This window comes from Achromobacter spanius, assembly GCF_039673305.1.
GTDB lineage: Bacteria > Pseudomonadota > Gammaproteobacteria > Burkholderiales > Burkholderiaceae_B > Achromobacter > Achromobacter spanius_F.
The window spans coordinates 1-14,003 of the sequence record NZ_JBDJLJ010000089.1 but is presented as its reverse complement, the minus strand read 5'-3'; the positions used below and the strand labels follow the sequence as shown (position 1 = coordinate 14,003).

At 66.6% G+C, this 14,003-nt stretch carries 14 protein-coding genes; 12 read left to right on the top strand and 2 right to left on the bottom strand.

The window, feature by feature from the left end; all coding sequences use genetic code 11:
* The 4 genes from ABE485_RS30025 to ABE485_RS30010 form a co-directional block, all read left to right on the top strand.
* Positions 1–828, top strand: an 828-nt coding sequence (locus ABE485_RS30025) for an efflux RND transporter periplasmic adaptor subunit (RefSeq protein ID WP_346518905.1), incomplete at its 5' end; no start/stop codon positions are given.
* Positions 813–3,053, top strand: a complete 2,241-nt coding sequence (locus ABE485_RS30020; protein ID WP_346518904.1) for an HlyD family efflux transporter periplasmic adaptor subunit — start codon at positions 813–815, stop codon at positions 3,051–3,053. The genes ABE485_RS30025 and ABE485_RS30020, both read left to right, overlap by 16 nt.
* Positions 3,054–3,177: 124 nt before the next feature.
* Positions 3,178–3,771, top strand: a complete 594-nt coding sequence (locus ABE485_RS30015; protein ID WP_346518903.1) for a biliverdin-producing heme oxygenase — start codon at positions 3,178–3,180, stop codon at positions 3,769–3,771.
* Positions 3,768–4,190 (top strand): YbaN family protein, encoded by a 423-nt coding sequence (locus ABE485_RS30010; protein WP_346518902.1) that lies wholly within the window; start codon positions 3,768–3,770, stop codon positions 4,188–4,190. Before ABE485_RS30015 ends, ABE485_RS30010 begins: the two co-directional genes overlap by 4 nt.
* Before the next feature lie 19 nt (positions 4,191–4,209).
* Here ABE485_RS30010 and ABE485_RS30005 read toward each other — a convergent pair whose 3' ends face one another.
* Positions 4,210–5,721 (bottom strand): CoA-acylating methylmalonate-semialdehyde dehydrogenase, encoded by a 1,512-nt coding sequence (locus ABE485_RS30005; RefSeq protein WP_346518901.1) that lies wholly within the window; start codon positions 5,719–5,721, stop codon positions 4,210–4,212.
* 223 nt (positions 5,722–5,944) lie between these two features.
* Here ABE485_RS30005 and ABE485_RS30000 point away from each other — a divergent pair, with 223 nt between their 5' ends.
* Positions 5,945–6,886, top strand: a complete 942-nt coding sequence (locus tag ABE485_RS30000; protein WP_346518900.1) for a LysR family transcriptional regulator — start codon at positions 5,945–5,947, stop codon at positions 6,884–6,886.
* Between the two features lie 25 nt (positions 6,887–6,911).
* Here ABE485_RS30000 and ABE485_RS29995 read toward each other — a convergent pair whose 3' ends face one another.
* Positions 6,912–7,580, bottom strand: coding sequence for a FadR/GntR family transcriptional regulator (locus ABE485_RS29995; protein WP_346518899.1), 669 nt, complete (start codon positions 7,578–7,580; stop codon positions 6,912–6,914).
* Between the two features lie 268 nt (positions 7,581–7,848).
* Between ABE485_RS29995 and ABE485_RS29990 the strand changes: the two genes are divergently transcribed.
* Genes ABE485_RS29990 through ABE485_RS29960 form a run of 7 tightly spaced genes read left to right on the top strand, consistent with a single transcriptional unit; the run spans position 7,849 to position 13,831 of the window.
* On the top strand, positions 7,849–8,976 hold the full coding sequence (locus tag ABE485_RS29990; protein ID WP_346518898.1) for a cupin domain-containing protein: 1,128 nt from the start codon (positions 7,849–7,851) through the stop codon (positions 8,974–8,976).
* A 12-nt stretch (positions 8,977–8,988) separates the two neighbouring features.
* Positions 8,989–10,125 (top strand): LVIVD repeat-containing protein, encoded by a 1,137-nt coding sequence (locus ABE485_RS29985; RefSeq protein WP_346518897.1) that lies wholly within the window; start codon positions 8,989–8,991, stop codon positions 10,123–10,125.
* A 1-nt stretch (position 10,126) separates the two neighbouring features.
* The gene (locus ABE485_RS29980) at positions 10,127–10,504 is read left to right on the top strand and encodes a RidA family protein (protein ID WP_054451245.1); all 378 of its coding nucleotides are present in this window, start codon (positions 10,127–10,129) and stop codon (positions 10,502–10,504) included.
* A 40-nt stretch (positions 10,505–10,544) separates the two neighbouring features.
* Positions 10,545–11,147: a glutathione S-transferase family protein gene (locus ABE485_RS29975; RefSeq protein WP_346518896.1), complete on the top strand. Its 603-nt coding sequence runs from the start codon at positions 10,545–10,547 to the stop codon at positions 11,145–11,147.
* 20 nt (positions 11,148–11,167) lie between these two features.
* On the top strand, positions 11,168–11,971 hold the full coding sequence (locus ABE485_RS29970; protein WP_346518895.1) for an ABC transporter ATP-binding protein: 804 nt from the start codon (positions 11,168–11,170) through the stop codon (positions 11,969–11,971).
* The gene (locus tag ABE485_RS29965; protein ID WP_346518894.1) at positions 11,968–12,792 is read left to right on the top strand and encodes an ABC transporter permease; all 825 of its coding nucleotides are present in this window, start codon (positions 11,968–11,970) and stop codon (positions 12,790–12,792) included. The genes ABE485_RS29970 and ABE485_RS29965 overlap by 4 nt, the downstream gene beginning before the upstream one ends.
* Positions 12,793–12,817: 25 nt before the next feature.
* Positions 12,818–13,831, top strand: a complete 1,014-nt coding sequence (locus ABE485_RS29960; RefSeq protein WP_346518893.1) for an ABC transporter substrate-binding protein — start codon at positions 12,818–12,820, stop codon at positions 13,829–13,831.
* The last annotated feature ends 172 nt before the right edge of the window (positions 13,832–14,003 follow it).

Sequence of the window (14,003 nt, the reverse complement as noted above, 5' to 3'; positions counted from 1 at the left end):
GGCGAGCGCCGCACGCGCTGGTGGCTGGGCCTGGGCGCGGCGGTGGTCGCGTTGCTGTGCGTGCCGGTGCGCCAGTCCGTGCTGGCGCCCGCCGAAGTCGTGGCGCGCGCGCCCATGGCCGTGCGCGCGCCGCTGCAGGGCGTGGTCGACCGTATCGCCGTCGCGCCGAACCAGGCGGTGGAAAAAGGCCAGCTGCTGGCCGCGCTGGACGTGCGCGACCTGGAAGGGCGGCTGGAAAGCGCGCGCCAGGCCCTGGCCGTCGCCGATGCGGAACTGCGCCAGAACCAGCAGCAGGCGCTGGTCGACGACCGCAGCAAGGCCACGCTGGCCCTGGCGCAGGGCAGGCGCGCGCAGGCCGCCAGCGACATGGACTTCTATTCCAAGGCGGTGGCCCGGGCCCAGCTGCGCGCCGAGCGGGCCGGCATCGCGCTCTTTGACGACCCGGCCGACTGGATCGGCAAGCCAGTGGCGCTGGGCGAACGCATCATGATGGTGGCCGACCCGGCGGACGTGGAACTGGAAATCCACCTGCCCGTCGGCGACGCCATCGCGCTGCCCGCGCAGACGACCGTGCAGCTGTTCCTGAACACCGCTCCTGCGGCGCCCCTGCCTGCCACCCTGCTGCGGGTGGGCTACCGCGCCGCGCCCACGGCGGAAGGCACCATGGCCTATCGCCTGCGCGCCCGCTTCGACGACGGCGGCGAGCCGGGCTCGCAACCGCGCGTCGGCCTGAAGGGCACCGCAAAGCTCTACGGCGAACGGACGCCGCTTGCCGGCTACCTGCTGCGCAAACCGCTGGCGACGCTGCGCGTATGGCTGGGTATCTGAGCGGCGCGCCGCCGATGGCGCAGGCCGCCACGCCGCCCGGCGCAAGTCCCGCTGGCCCGCGCCCGCCCGCCGCGCTGCCGCCGCTGCGCGAAGAGCTGCTGCTGCACCGGGCGCCGCACAACCACGACGGCTCGCCCGCCTGGACGCTGGAGGACCCCGGCCGCGGCCTGTTCTTCCAGATCGGCTGGGCCGAGGCCGAGATGCTGGCCCGCTGGCAGCTGGGCAGCCCGGAGGCCATCGCGCGCGCGACGGCAAGCGACACCACGCTGCCCGTCAGCGCGCAGGACGTGCAGGAGTTCGCCCAGTTCCTGCAGGCCAACAGCCTCGCGCAGATGCGCGGGCCCGACGCCCTGGCGCGCTACGGCAAGGAGGCCGACGCGCGGCGCAGCAGCCACTGGCTCAAGAGCCTGATCCACCAATACCTGTTCTTCCGCATTCCGCTGGTGCGGCCGGATGCGTTCCTGGCGCGCACCCTGCCTGTCATCAGGCGGCTGTTCCTGACGCGCGCGTTTGCCCGCGCGACGCTGGCGGCGGGGCTGCTGGGGCTGTTCCTGGCCGCGCGCCAGTGGGACCAGTTCCTCCACACGTTCCTGCATTTCTTCACGCTGGAGGGCGCGCTGGCGGCGGGCGTCACGCTGGGTGCGGCCAAGGTGCTGCACGAACTCGGCCACGCCTACGCGGCCAAGCACCATGGCTGCCGGGTCGCCACGATGGGCGTGGCGTTCATGGTGATGTGGCCGGTGCTGTACACCGACTCGTCCGGCGCATGGCGCCTGGCCAGCCGGCGCAAGCGCATGTCCATCGGCGCGGCCGGCATGCTGGCCGAAACCGCGCTGGCCGCCTGGGCGACGCTGGCCTGGAGCTTCCTGCCCGACGGCGTCCTGCGCAGCGCCGCGTTCACCCTGGCCACGACCACCTGGCTGCTGACCCTGGCCGTCAACCTGAATCCGCTGATGCGTTTCGACGGCTATTTCCTGCTGTCCGACGCGCTCAACGTGCCCAACCTGCAGAACCGTTCGTTCGCGCTGGCCCGCTGGCGGCTGCGGGAATGGCTGTTCGGGCTGGGCGAGGAACGGCCGGAAGTCTTTGCCCCGTGGCGCGAACGCGCGCTGCTCGTCTACGCGTTCTGCGTGTGGATCTACCGCTTCTTCCTGTTCCTGGGCATTGCCCTGCTGGTGTATCACATGGCCTTCAAACTGCTGGGCATCGTCTTGTTCGCCATCGAGATCGTGGCGTTCGTGCTCCGCCCCATCTACAACGAACTGCGCGCCTGGCGCGAGCGGCTGGGCGGCAAGGGCGGCTCGGGCTGGAACCGCCGCAGCCGCATCACCGCGTGCGTTGCCATCCTGGCCCTGATCGCCGCGGTCGTGCCCTGGCGCACGCGCATCGAGGCGCCCGCGCTGCTGCGCGCGGCCAACCAGGCGCGTATCGTGGCGCCCGCCGGCGGGCAGATCCAGCAGATCGCCGTGACGCCGGGACAGGCCGTCGCCGCCGGCGCGCCGCTGTTCGTGCTGAGCGCCCCGGAAATGGAGCACGAGATCGGCTCTCTCGCGCTGCGCATCCGCCTGCTGCAATGGCAGCAATCGTTCCAGGCCATGGACCGCGCCACCGCGGCCTCCGCGCCCGTCGCCGCGGGCGAACTGCGGGCGGCGCGGGAGCGCTACGAGGTGCTGTCGCGCCAGCGCGAGCAACTGACCATCCGCGCGCCGTTCGCCGGCGTCGTCACGGAGTTGGCCGAGCCCCTGGCGGTCGGTGAATGGATCGGCGAAGGGGAAGTGCTGGCCTCGCTGGCCGACCCGTCGCGGGCCGTCGTGGAGGCCTATGCGTCCGAAGAAGACTTGCATCGGCTCCAGGCGGAGCGCCGCGCCCGATTCCTGCCGGAAGACCCCGGCCAGGCGTCGATCGCATTGGCGGTGTCGGACATCGCCGCCACCGCGACGCGGCGCCTCGCCGCCGCGCCCGAGCTGAGCTCCACGCATGGCGGCGCGGTGCCCGCCATGCAGGCGCCGCACAGCAGCGCGCGGCAGGATCCGGAATCGCAGGGCCTGGTGCCTGAGCGCGCCGTGTATCGGCTGATGCTGCGTCCCGCCGACGATGCAGGCGCCGCGCTGCCGCGCCTGCAGGCCCTGCGCGGAACCGCGGTCATCGAGGGCCGCGCGGAAAGCCTGCTGCTGCGCGCATGGCGGCGCGGGGCCGCGATCCTGGTGCGCGAACTGGGCTTCTAGGGTCCGCGCGCGGCGCGCATTCTTAAGCAACTTTAACGTGTCAATTGCGACCCGCTCGGAAATAATAAGACTCATCATCATCCATCAATGATGGATGGCCCTTGCCAAAAACCCCTTATCGACCATGACCACCGACATCCTCGAACGCCCCTCGCTGTCGCAGCGGCTCAAGCACGAAACCGCTGACCAGCACGAACGCATGCACCGCCTGATGGAACGCGGCGCGCCGTTTGCCAGCCGCGAATCCTATGCCCGCTTCGTGGCCGCGCAGTACCTGTTCCAGCGCGACGTCGAACACCTGTTCCAGAACGACGCGGTCAAGCAGGCCGTGCCGGACCTGGAAGCCCGCGGCCGCGAAGACGCCTCGCTGGCGGACCTGCGCGATCTCGGCGCGCCGATGCCCGACGGCGACATCGCCAGCGCCGGCGTGCGCATGCCCGAAGCCCTGGGCTGGCTGTACGTGTCCGAAGGCTCCACCCTGGGCGCGGCCTTCCTGTTCAAGCAGGCGCAGGCCGACCTGGGACTGTCGGCCGAATTCGGCGCGCGCAACCTGGCCGCCTACCCCGAAGGCCGCGCCGTCGTATGGCGCCGCTTCGTCGCGTCGCTGGACAGCGACAACCTCAGCCCCGAGACGCATGACGCCGTCATCGCCGGCGCCAACGCCGCCTACGACCGCTTCGGCGAACTGCTCGAGCGGCACTTCGACCTCGGCGCATGACGCCACGCAAACCGTGGGTCCGCGCGCTTTACCTGGCGCTGGCGTGCATCAGCATCGCGTTCGCCATCGCCGGCGTGTTCCTGCCCGGCCTGCCCAGCACCGAATTCGTCCTGCTGGCATCCTGGGCAGCCGCGCGCAGCTCGCCCCGGCTGCATCGCTGGCTGCATGAGCACCGCTGGTTCGGCCCGATGCTGCACAACTGGAACAACGGCCGCCGGATCTCGCGCCGCGCCAAGTACATGGCGACACTGTCGATGACGGTCTGTATGGTGGTGATGACCCGCACGATCCCGCATCCGTGGGTCGTCTGGCCGCTTTGCCTGACCATGGTTGCCGTGCTGGCGTGGCTGTGGCAGCGGCCCGAGCCGCCCGGACCGCAAGCGGTCGAACCGGCCAGGCAGAGCCAGCCGGAGTGGTGATCCGGCCGGCCGCGAATCGCTATTTCGCGGTGGGCATGGCAAACTCCGCGCCCTTCTCGATGCTGGGCGACCACCGCTGCATGATCGACTTCTGCTTGGTGTAGAAGCGGATGCCCTCTTCGCCGTAGGCATGCATGTCGCCGAACAGGCTCTTCTTCCAGCCGCCGAACCCGTGCCACGCCATCGGCACGGGAATGGGCACGTTGATGCCCACCATGCCGACCTGGATGCGCCGACCGAACTCCCGCGCGGCGCCGCCATCGCTCGTGTAGCACGACACGCCATTGCCGAAGGCATGGTCGTTGATGAGGTCGATGGCCGAAGACAGGTCCGGAACCCGGACGCAGGCAAGCACCGGCCCGAAGATTTCTTCCTGGTAGATACGCATTTCCGGCCGGACATGGTCGAACAGCGTCGCACCCGTGAAGAAGCCTTCCTCGCGTCCCGGCACGCGATAGCCGCGCCCGTCCACGACCAGCCGGGCGCCTTCCTCGACGCCGATGCCGATGTAGCCTTCGATGCGCTGCAAGGCTTCGCGCGTGACCACGGGGCCCATTTCCGCATCGGCCTGCATGCCGTCCTTGACCACCAGTTCACGCGCGCGCCGGGCAACGCGGCTCACGATCTCATCGCCGATGTCGCCCACCAGCACCGCCACGGATATCGCCATGCAGCGCTCGCCGGCCGAGCCGTAGGCCGCGCCGATCAGCGCGTCAACCGCCTGGTCGACGTTGGCGTCCGGCATGACCACCAGATGGTTCTTGGCGCCGCCCAGCGCCTGGACGCGCTTGCCGAACTGCGCGCCGCGTTCGTAGATGGACTGCGCGATGGGCGTCGAACCCACGAAACTGAGCGCCATCACATCGGGATGCGCGATCAGCGTATCGACGGCGAGCTTGTCGCCCTGCACGACATTGAACACGCCGTCGGGCAAACCGGCCTGCCTGAGCAGGTCGGCCATGAACACCGCGGCGGAGGGATCCCGCTCGCTGGGCTTCAGAACAAAGGTGTTTCCCGCCGCCAGCGCGACCGGAAACATCCAGCACGGCACCATGCAGGGGAAGTTGAACGGCGTCACGCCCGCCACGACGCCCAGCGGCTGGCGCAGGGTCCAGTTGTCGATCCCCGTCGACACCTGATCGGTGTAATCGCCCTTGAGCAGTTGAGGCGCCCCGCAGGCGAATTCGATGATATCTATGCCGCGCGCCACTTCGCCCTGCGCATCCGAGAACACCTTGCCGTGCTCGGCGGTGATGATCGCGGCAAGCGTGTCCCGATGGGCGTTCATCAGCTCCAGGAACTTGAAGAGGATGCGCGAACGCCGTATCGGCGGCGTATCGGCCCACTTCGGAAACGCGCGCCGGGCGGCCGACACCGCGTCATTGACGTCCTGCTCCGTCGCCAGCCTGACGTGGCGGGCCACGGTTCCCAACGCGGGATTGAAGACCTCCCGCGTCTGGGCGCCTTGCCCCGGCGTTGCCTTGCCATCGATGAAATGGCCGACGGTCGACGTATCTGCATAAGCCTGCATGAAATCCTCCTTCGCGGAAATCCGTTGTCCCGGCGCGGGCGCCCACTGCGGAAACGCCTACCGATGCCGGCAGTGTAGGAGCGCGGCACCGCCGCGAATAGCCGGCTCCGGCTTGATACATTGTTCATTTTTCTGAACAATGGGATCGAATTCCCTGAAACACTCCGACGCCCGGCGCTTGCCGGTCCGGGGTGCGGAACAATCGGCACTCAAGGCGCGGGCGATGAAAGACAAGAAACTGGTGGAGCTGTGGGGGCATATCCATTGGCTCGGCGTGCTCGAGGAGCAGGGCAGCTATACCGCGGCAGCCAAGCGCCTGCAGGCCAGCAAGGCGGCGGTCAGCCAGCGCATCGCCGAACTCGAAAGCGTGCTCGGCATCGAACTGGTCAGGCGGTCGACGCGCAGCGTCGCGCTGACCGACGCCGGGCGGCGGCTGGTGGCGGACACCCGGCCGGCCTTCGACCGGATCTCCGACAGTTTCGTCAACGTCAGCGCGCTGGCTGACGAGCCGCGGGGCCCCCTGCGCGTCACCGCGCCCGTGGCGTTTTCCCGCCAGCACCTGGTTCCGCTGCTGCCCGAGTTCATGCAGCGCTACCCGGACGTGCGCATCGAACTGGTTCTTTCCGACGAGCTTGTGTCGATCGCCCGCGAAGGGTTCGACCTGGCGATCCGTCATACGTACGAAAACTCCCTGCCCGAGACCCATGTCGCCTGGCCGCTCTTCCAGACGCGCTCGGTGCTGGTGGCCAGCCCGCGCTACCTGCGCAAGATGGGCGAGCCCACCCATCCCGGCGAACTCCTGCATCACCGGTGCCTGCACTATCCGCGGCCCAAAGGCGCGATCACGTGGTCATTCGAATCCGTCAAGCGCAAGAAAGAGCGCATCACGGTGCCGCTGCAAAGCGCATTCGCCGGCAACAACAGCGAGATCCTGCGCGACCTGGCCGTCGCGGGCGAAGGGCTGGCGCTTGCGCCCAGCTTCAGCGTTCACGCCGCGATCGGGCAGGGCGCGCTGACCGAGGTGATGACGGGATGGCGCCCCGTGGGCGCCTTCGGAGACCACGTCTTCGCCTTGCGCCCCTACTCCGCCCACGTTCCCTTGCCGGTGCGCGTATTCGTCGACTACCTGCGCCAGCGGTTCGCGCAGGGCTTCGCGCTGTCGTGATCAGCCGCGGCGTCGGCGCGGCCTGCTAGACGGTCTCGAGCGGGCTCAACCGGTCCGCGATCTCGCGCTGCACACGGCGCAGGTGCGTGCGCATGGCCTGCTCCGCCGCATCGGGCGAACGGCTGGCTATCGCCTCGGCGATGTTCCGGTGTTCCACGTCGCGGATCTGAATCCGTTCGCGGGTGATCTCGGTCGTGGCGGGAATGTGCAGGCGCTGGTCGGCGCCGACATGGCGCAGAAACGCGTAAAGGCTTGCCGCGAGCTGATTGCCTGAGCTGTCGGCCAGAAGCTTGTGGAACGCAATGTCGCCCGTGGTGCGCGCAACGCCGGTCGGCGTCGTGGCGGCTTCCAGGATCTTCGCGATCTGCACCGGCGACGCCCGCACCGCAGCCAGCCGGGCAATCGCCGGTTCCAGCACCATGCGCAGCTCGATCACTTCCAGCGCGTTGGTGTCCTGGATCACGACGTCGCCTTTCAGGATCGGCGGACCGTTGCGACGGATGACCGGCCTGGGCAATTCCGAGGCCTCGCGCATCGTCTCCAGCGCAAGGCGCAGGCGATGCCGATTGACGTTCAGCTGGGTCGCCAGAGTCCGTTCCGGCGGCAGCTCCTCTCCTTTGCCCAGCAGCGCGCGAATCTGAGTAATAAGCCGACGGATGTCATTCGAAACTTCGGGTTGCCGGGTGCGTGGCATCGGTCTCTCGCTTCGTTGTTATGCACACCATCTTAGGTGTGAAGTATTCGATTCGCAACAAAAAATACTCAACCGGTTGAGAATCAATTCAACCAGAAATTAATACGCAACCCTTTGTTTTTATTCACGTTTTTTTAGTTGTCTTATTAACTTTAATGAACGTTAGGGGTTTTCCATACCGAACCACAATTAATGTTTACACAACCATTGGTTGTTATTAGATTTGTTCCGCCATGTCGTTCATCAATAACTTTCAAGGGGAACGTGTATGCACGCAACCAGTCCCGTCAGCGGCGCCCGCGAAGCGGATTTGTTGTCCATGTATGAGCAGATCGACCGGAAATCCATGTTTCCGTTCTGGGCTCGCGAAAACGAGGCGCACGACGACATCAAGCAGCTCGTCAGCGGCCCCAAGGCAGTGCCTTACCGGTGGTCCTACAAAGAAGATATCCAGCCCCTGCTCGCCGAATCGGCGCGGCTGATCTCCACCGAAAACACGGACCGCCGTTCGCTGATCCTGGTCAATCCGGGACTGGCCCCGCGCCGCGCGACCGTATCGACCCTGTACACCGCATACCGGCAGAATGATCCCAACGAGATCATGCCCCCGCACTCGCACACCGCCAGCGCCATCCGCTTCGGCCTGACCGGCCAGCAGAACTTCACCGGAGTCGAAGGCGAAGACATCACCTTCCTGCCGGGCGACATGGTGCTCACGCCGCGCGACACCTGGCATAACCACGGCAATCTCGGCAACGAACCCGCCATCAATCTGTCGGTGCTCGACTACCCGCTGGTCGAAAACCTCAATGCGCTGAGCTTCAAGCACGACTACCAGGAGAATGGCGAAGTCGTGCGCAAGCAGAGCGCCCGCTTCCAGACGGAGTATTCGCGCACGGTCTACGGCGTGGGCGGCCTGACGCCCCGCTTCGTGGATCACCGGCGCGGCGGCGGAGACTCCTCGCCCATGTTCGTCTACCGCTACGAAGCCATGCGCGAGCTGCTCTACCGCTTCCGCGACTGGGACGAATCGCCTCAAGAGGGCCTGATCGTCGAATACACGCACCCGCTGCGGGGCGGACCGGTGTATCGGACGATGACCTTCTTCATGCAGATGGTGCGTCCCGGCGAAAAAACGCTTCCCCTCAAGCAGACGGCCAATCTGCTGGTCGCGCCGTTCTCCGGCCAAGGCTCCATGACGATCGGCCAGGACAGCTTCAAGCTCGAGCCCTTCGACACCGTGGCCGTGCCCAGCGACACCTGGGTCCAGTACCGCAACGACCACACCGAACCGCTGATCCTCTTCATCGCCAGCGACGAACCGGCGCTGCGCGCGATGGGCCTCTTCCATCAGTGGGGCCGCACCGCGCAGGGCGACCTCATTGAATTGGTCTGAGGGAGACCGGTCTTGGCTAAAGCTTGGAATACCTCGTTGGTCGCCCATGTGGACTGCGAAGGCGGCGGGCAGGTCTGGGTCGAAGGGAACACGATGTTCGTGTCCCACATGCGGCCGCCCTACGGAACCTCGATCTACGACGTCGAGGATCCGCGGCGGCCCCGGCTGCTGGCCTCGCTCGAGGTGCCAATGGGATGGCATTCGCACAAGGTGCGGGCCAAGGACGGCCTGATGATCGTCAACTACGAGAAGTTCCGCACCGGCGCCGACGACTTCGGCGGCGGACTGGGCATCTACGACGTCAGCCGCCCCGACCGTCCCCGCCTCATCAAGCACTGGAAGACGGGCACGCAGGGCGGAGGCGTGCATCGCTACGATTTCGATGGCCGCTACGCCTACATTTCGCCCACGGCGCCCGGCTTCATCGGCAACATCGTGAAGATCCTGGACCTGCAGGAACCGTCGCGTCCCGAAGAAGTGGGAAGCTGGTGGATCCCCGGCCAGAACATGCAGGCCGGCGAAGACTATCCGTGGGACAACTATGTCCCGCCTCGGTGCCATCACCCGCTGCGCATGGGGAACCGCCTGTACGTGTCCTATTGGCACCATGGCATGTTCATCCTGGATATCGAGGATCTGGCGCGGCCCAAGCTGGTGTCGCAATTCAACACGGGTCCCGCGCATCCTCACCCGACCCACACGGCCCTGCCGATGCCCATGCTGCTGAAGGGCCGGCAGATCCTGGTCGTCGCCGACGAAGACGTCGCCAAGCTGCGCCCGTCGCCGCCGGCCTTCACCTGGCTGTTCGACATCACCGACGAACGGCAGCCCATTCCCGTCTCGACATTCCAGGTGGACGGCGTCGATCCGGACGGCACGCCGAAAGAGCCCATGTCGGGCTGTCATCAGCCCGCCGAGCGCTTCACGGGCAGCGTGCTGCCCTTTGCCTGGTTCGCGCGCGGACTGCGGCTGGTGGACCTCAGCGATCCCTTCCGGCCCCGGGAAGTCGGCTACTACGAACCGGACACGCCCGCCGGGTTCGAGCGGGTCTCCTCGAACGACGTCACGACCGACTCGCGCGGCCTGCTCTATCTGCTGGACAGGCAACGCGGGCTGGACATCATCGAAAGCTCCGTCTACGGAAACTGAAATGGCCTATCTACAGCAAGCCTTCGGCAAGAAGAATCCCAACCTTCCCTTCCACCCCGCGGTGCGCGCGGGCGACTTCGTCTTCGTGTCCGGCCAGGTCGCCAAGGACGAGAACGGCGTCATGCAGGAAGGCACGATCGAGCAACTGACGCGCAGCACCATCGAAGCGATGCGCCGCGCCCTGCAGAGCGCCGGCTGCGACCTGGCGGACGTCGTCAAGGTCACCACCTACCTGGAAGATGCGCGCGACTTCGGCCGCTACAACGGCGTCTTCAAGGAGTACTTCCCTGACGGCATGCTGGCGCGCACCACCGTGGAAGCGCGCGCCGTCATCGACACCAAGATCGAGATCGAATGCATGGCCTACAAGCCGCTTTGACCGCACGTACATAACCAAACCAATTCAAGGGAGTCTCATCATGTTGGAAGTTCTCGGCCGCGCCACGTCCGGCAATGTTCAGAAAGTGCTGTTCCTGCTGGAGGAACTGAAGGTTCCCTACTTGCGCAAGGACTACGGCAAGACGTTCGAAGGCACGACGCTCACGGGGGAATACAAGGCCATCAACCCCACGCAGAAAGTGCCGACGCTGCGCGACGGCGACCTGCACATCTGGGAATCGCACACGATCCTGCGCTACATCGCCAACACGCATGACGGCGCGGCGCTGTACCCCGCCGATCCGGCGGCGCGCAGCCAGGTCGAGCGCTGGATGGACTGGACCCTCGCGTCGCTGAACGTCGCCTATCTGGCGGGCTTCAAAGAGGCCAAGCTGCCAGTGGAGCAGCTGACCGAGGCGGCGGCCAAGCTGCTGACCGCCGAGCTGTCCCTGCTCGACGGCCATCTGGCGGGCAAGACCTGGGTGGCGGGCGATGCGTTCTCCCTGGCCGACATCTGCCTGGCCCCGCTGGTGCGGCGCTGCCTGAAATTCCCGCACGCCAAGCCCGAGCTGCCCAATGTGAAGGCCTGGATGAAGCGGATCGAAGACAGGTCCGCTTTCGGCACGGCCGTCGCGGCCGGTTGAGGCCGGCCATGGAGACCCGCATGCACAAACCGCCAGACGACTCGCAGATCCGCGCGCGCGGACTGACTGTCGATTTCGACACTCGCGCCGGACGCGTGCGGGTGCTCAACGACATCGACGTCGACATCGCGAAGGGATCCTTCACGTCCATCATCGGCCCCTCGGGCTGCGGCAAGAGCACCCTGCTGAAGGTCTTCGCCGGGCTCGTGCCGCCGACCGGCGGCGACGTCCGCGTGGCCGGCGTCCAGCCCACGGAAGCGGTGCGCCAGCGCCGCGTGGGCATGGTCTTCCAGGAAGCGGCGCTGATGCCCTGGCGCACCGCGCTCGAGAACGTGTGCTCGCTGATGCACCTGGTGCATGCGCGGCCCAAGGACGAAATCCTCCAGCGCGGCCGCGACATGCTGCGGCTCGTGGGGCTGGAATACGCGGCCGACCGGTATCCCAAGCAGCTGTCGGGCGGCATGCGCCAGCGCGTCTCGATCGCCCGGGCCCTGGCCCTGGACCCGGAGGTCCTGATGATGGACGAGCCCTTCGGCGCCCTGGACGCCATCACCCGCGAGACCATGAGCGACTTCCTGCTGGAAATCTGGCAGCGCACGGGCAAGACCATCGTCTTCGTCACCCATTCCATCGACGAGGCCGTGTACCTCTCGGACCGGGTCTACGTCATGGCCACCAATCCCGCTCGCATCGTCGACTGCCTGCCGGTCGCGCTGCCGGGCCCGCGCAGCGAGGCCACGTTCGCCAAGCCCGAATTCCACGAAAAATCCTACCAGCTTCGCCAACTGCTCAAGACAGGCCACGCCCAGGGGAACGCATCATGACGGCGGGTACCACCATGAAAGCCAAAGCGCAGCCGCAAGTCCCTTCCGTTCCGCGGCTGCCGGGCAGGCTTCGCCATGCCCTCGGCTCGGCGATGCCCAGCATCGTGCTCGTCCTGATCATCCTGGCGGCCTGGGAGGCCTGTGTCCGCATCCTGGAGGTGCCCGCGTTTGTCGTGCCCGCGCCGACGGACATCGCGGCCGTCCTGGTGGAGCGGCAGGCGGAACTCTTCCAGGCCTCGCTCGTCACGGGCGCCGAGATCCTGTACGGCTTTTTGTACTCGTGCCTCGTGGGCATCGCGATCGCGCTGCTGGTCGACCGCTATGCCTGGTTCGGCCGCGCAAGCTACCCGCTGATCGTGCTGTTCCAGAACGTGCCCAAGATTGCCCTGGCGCCGCTGCTGATCCTCTGGTTCGGGTACGACCTGCTGCCGAAGATCGCCCTGATCGTGATCATGGCCTTCTTCCCGGTCACGCTCAACATGCTGGTCGGCCTGCGGTCGGCGGACGCCAACCTGGTCGCGCTGCTCAGGTCCATCGGCGCGACGCCCAACCAGATACTGCGCCAGGTCAAGATCCCGGCCTCGCTGCCCGCCCTGATGGCCGGCATGAAGGTGGCGATCACCCTGAGCGTGATCGGGGCGATCGTGGGCGAGTTCGTCGGCGCGTCCGCCGGGCTGGGCTACATGATCCAGTTCGCATCGAGCCAGATGGAAACGGCGCTGGTGTTCGCCGCGCTGGTCCAGATCTCGGTGCTCGGCGTCTTCTTCTACTACATCATCGAATTCGTGGAACACAGGTTTCTGGGCTGGGCAACTCACTAATCCGAATCAACAAGGGGAAAAAATCATGAGATCGAGTTGGAGATTCAGCGCGCTCTTCGGAGTGCTGGCATTGTTCGGCGGCGCAGCCAATGCCAAGGACGCAGTGACGGTGCAACTGGACTGGGTCGTGCGCGGCAATCACGCGCCATTCTTTGTCGCCAAGGAGAAGGGCTACTTCGCCGACCAGGGCATCGACGTCACGGCTATCCGCAAGGGCACGGGATCGACCGACGCCTTGCGGCTGGTGGCCAACGGAAACGCCGACTTCGGATTTGCCGACCTGCCGACCCTGATGGTCGGGCGGTCGCAGGGCGTGGCGAATTCGGCGCTGCTGGCAGTGAACCAGAAGACTCCGCTCGCGATCATTTCGCTGAAGAAGAACTTCGACCTGAAGGACGCCAGCCAACTCAAGGACGCCAACATCGGCGTGCATCCCAGCGGCTCGACCTACATCTTCCTGAAGGCCGCGCTGGCCAAGAACGGCCTGTCGCTGGCGGACATCAAGCAGTCGACCGTTTCGCCGCCCTACGAAAACCTGCTGCTGCTGAACCGCGTGAACGTGGTGCCCGGCTACATCGACGCCGAGGTTCCCGAGCTTGAACACAAGGCCGGGGGACCGGGCTCGCTGTCCATCCTTCATGGCGCGGACCTGGGCATCCAGAGCTACGGCTCGGGCGTGTTCACGTCGGACAAGAACATCGCCCAGCGCGCGGACCTCGTCCAGCGCTTCGTGGCGGCCTATTCCAAGGCCTTCGCCGACGTGATCCAGAACCCGGAAGCGGCCGCCGACACGCTGATCAAGAACAACCCCGAGTACAAGGGAAAGAAAGAAATGCTGGTGGCGCAGCTGCGCGCTGACCTGGATTTCACCTTCTTCAGCGACCAGACCAAGACGCACGGCATCGGCTGGATCGATCCGTCCTTGTGGCGCTCATCGGCAACGCTGTTCAAGGAGCAAGGCGCGCTGTCGCCTTCCTTCGACGACACCCAGGGATTCGACACGCGTTTCCTGGAAAAGGCGCAACCACTGAAGCGGTGAGGCAAGATCATGGCAGGCAAAACTCACAAGACCGCCTCGGGCGATGTCCACCTCCCGGCCAGCAACGGCGTCTTCTATGACGGCGGCTGGCACGCGCCCCTCAGCGAGCGCTGGACCGAAGTCGTGGCGCCAGGCACGGGCGAGCGGCTGATGGCCGTGGCCGATGCCGGCG

Excerpts from the sequence above, each read along its gene's own strand:
- ABE485_RS30020 (WP_346518904.1), top strand. The coding sequence starts at position 813 with ATGGCTGGGTATCTGAGCGGCGCGCCGCCGATGGCGCAGGCCGCCACG.
- ABE485_RS30015 (WP_346518903.1), top strand. The coding sequence starts at position 3,178 with ATGACCACCGACATCCTCGAACGCCCCTCGCTGTCGCAGCGGCTCAAG.
- ABE485_RS30010 (WP_346518902.1), top strand. The coding sequence starts at position 3,768 with ATGACGCCACGCAAACCGTGGGTCCGCGCGCTTTACCTGGCGCTGGCG.
- ABE485_RS30005 (WP_346518901.1), bottom strand. The coding sequence starts at position 5,721 with ATGCAGGCTTATGCAGATACGTCGACCGTCGGCCATTTCATCGATGGC.
- ABE485_RS30000 (WP_346518900.1), top strand. The coding sequence starts at position 5,945 with ATGAAAGACAAGAAACTGGTGGAGCTGTGGGGGCATATCCATTGGCTC.
- ABE485_RS29995 (WP_346518899.1), bottom strand. The coding sequence starts at position 7,580 with ATGCCACGCACCCGGCAACCCGAAGTTTCGAATGACATCCGTCGGCTT.
- ABE485_RS29990 (WP_346518898.1), top strand. The coding sequence starts at position 7,849 with ATGCACGCAACCAGTCCCGTCAGCGGCGCCCGCGAAGCGGATTTGTTG.
- ABE485_RS29980 (WP_054451245.1), top strand. The coding sequence starts at position 10,127 with ATGGCCTATCTACAGCAAGCCTTCGGCAAGAAGAATCCCAACCTTCCC.
- ABE485_RS29975 (WP_346518896.1), top strand. The coding sequence starts at position 10,545 with ATGTTGGAAGTTCTCGGCCGCGCCACGTCCGGCAATGTTCAGAAAGTG.
- ABE485_RS29970 (WP_346518895.1), top strand. The coding sequence starts at position 11,168 with ATGCACAAACCGCCAGACGACTCGCAGATCCGCGCGCGCGGACTGACT.
- ABE485_RS29965 (WP_346518894.1), top strand. The coding sequence starts at position 11,968 with ATGACGGCGGGTACCACCATGAAAGCCAAAGCGCAGCCGCAAGTCCCT.
- ABE485_RS29960 (WP_346518893.1), top strand. The coding sequence starts at position 12,818 with ATGAGATCGAGTTGGAGATTCAGCGCGCTCTTCGGAGTGCTGGCATTG.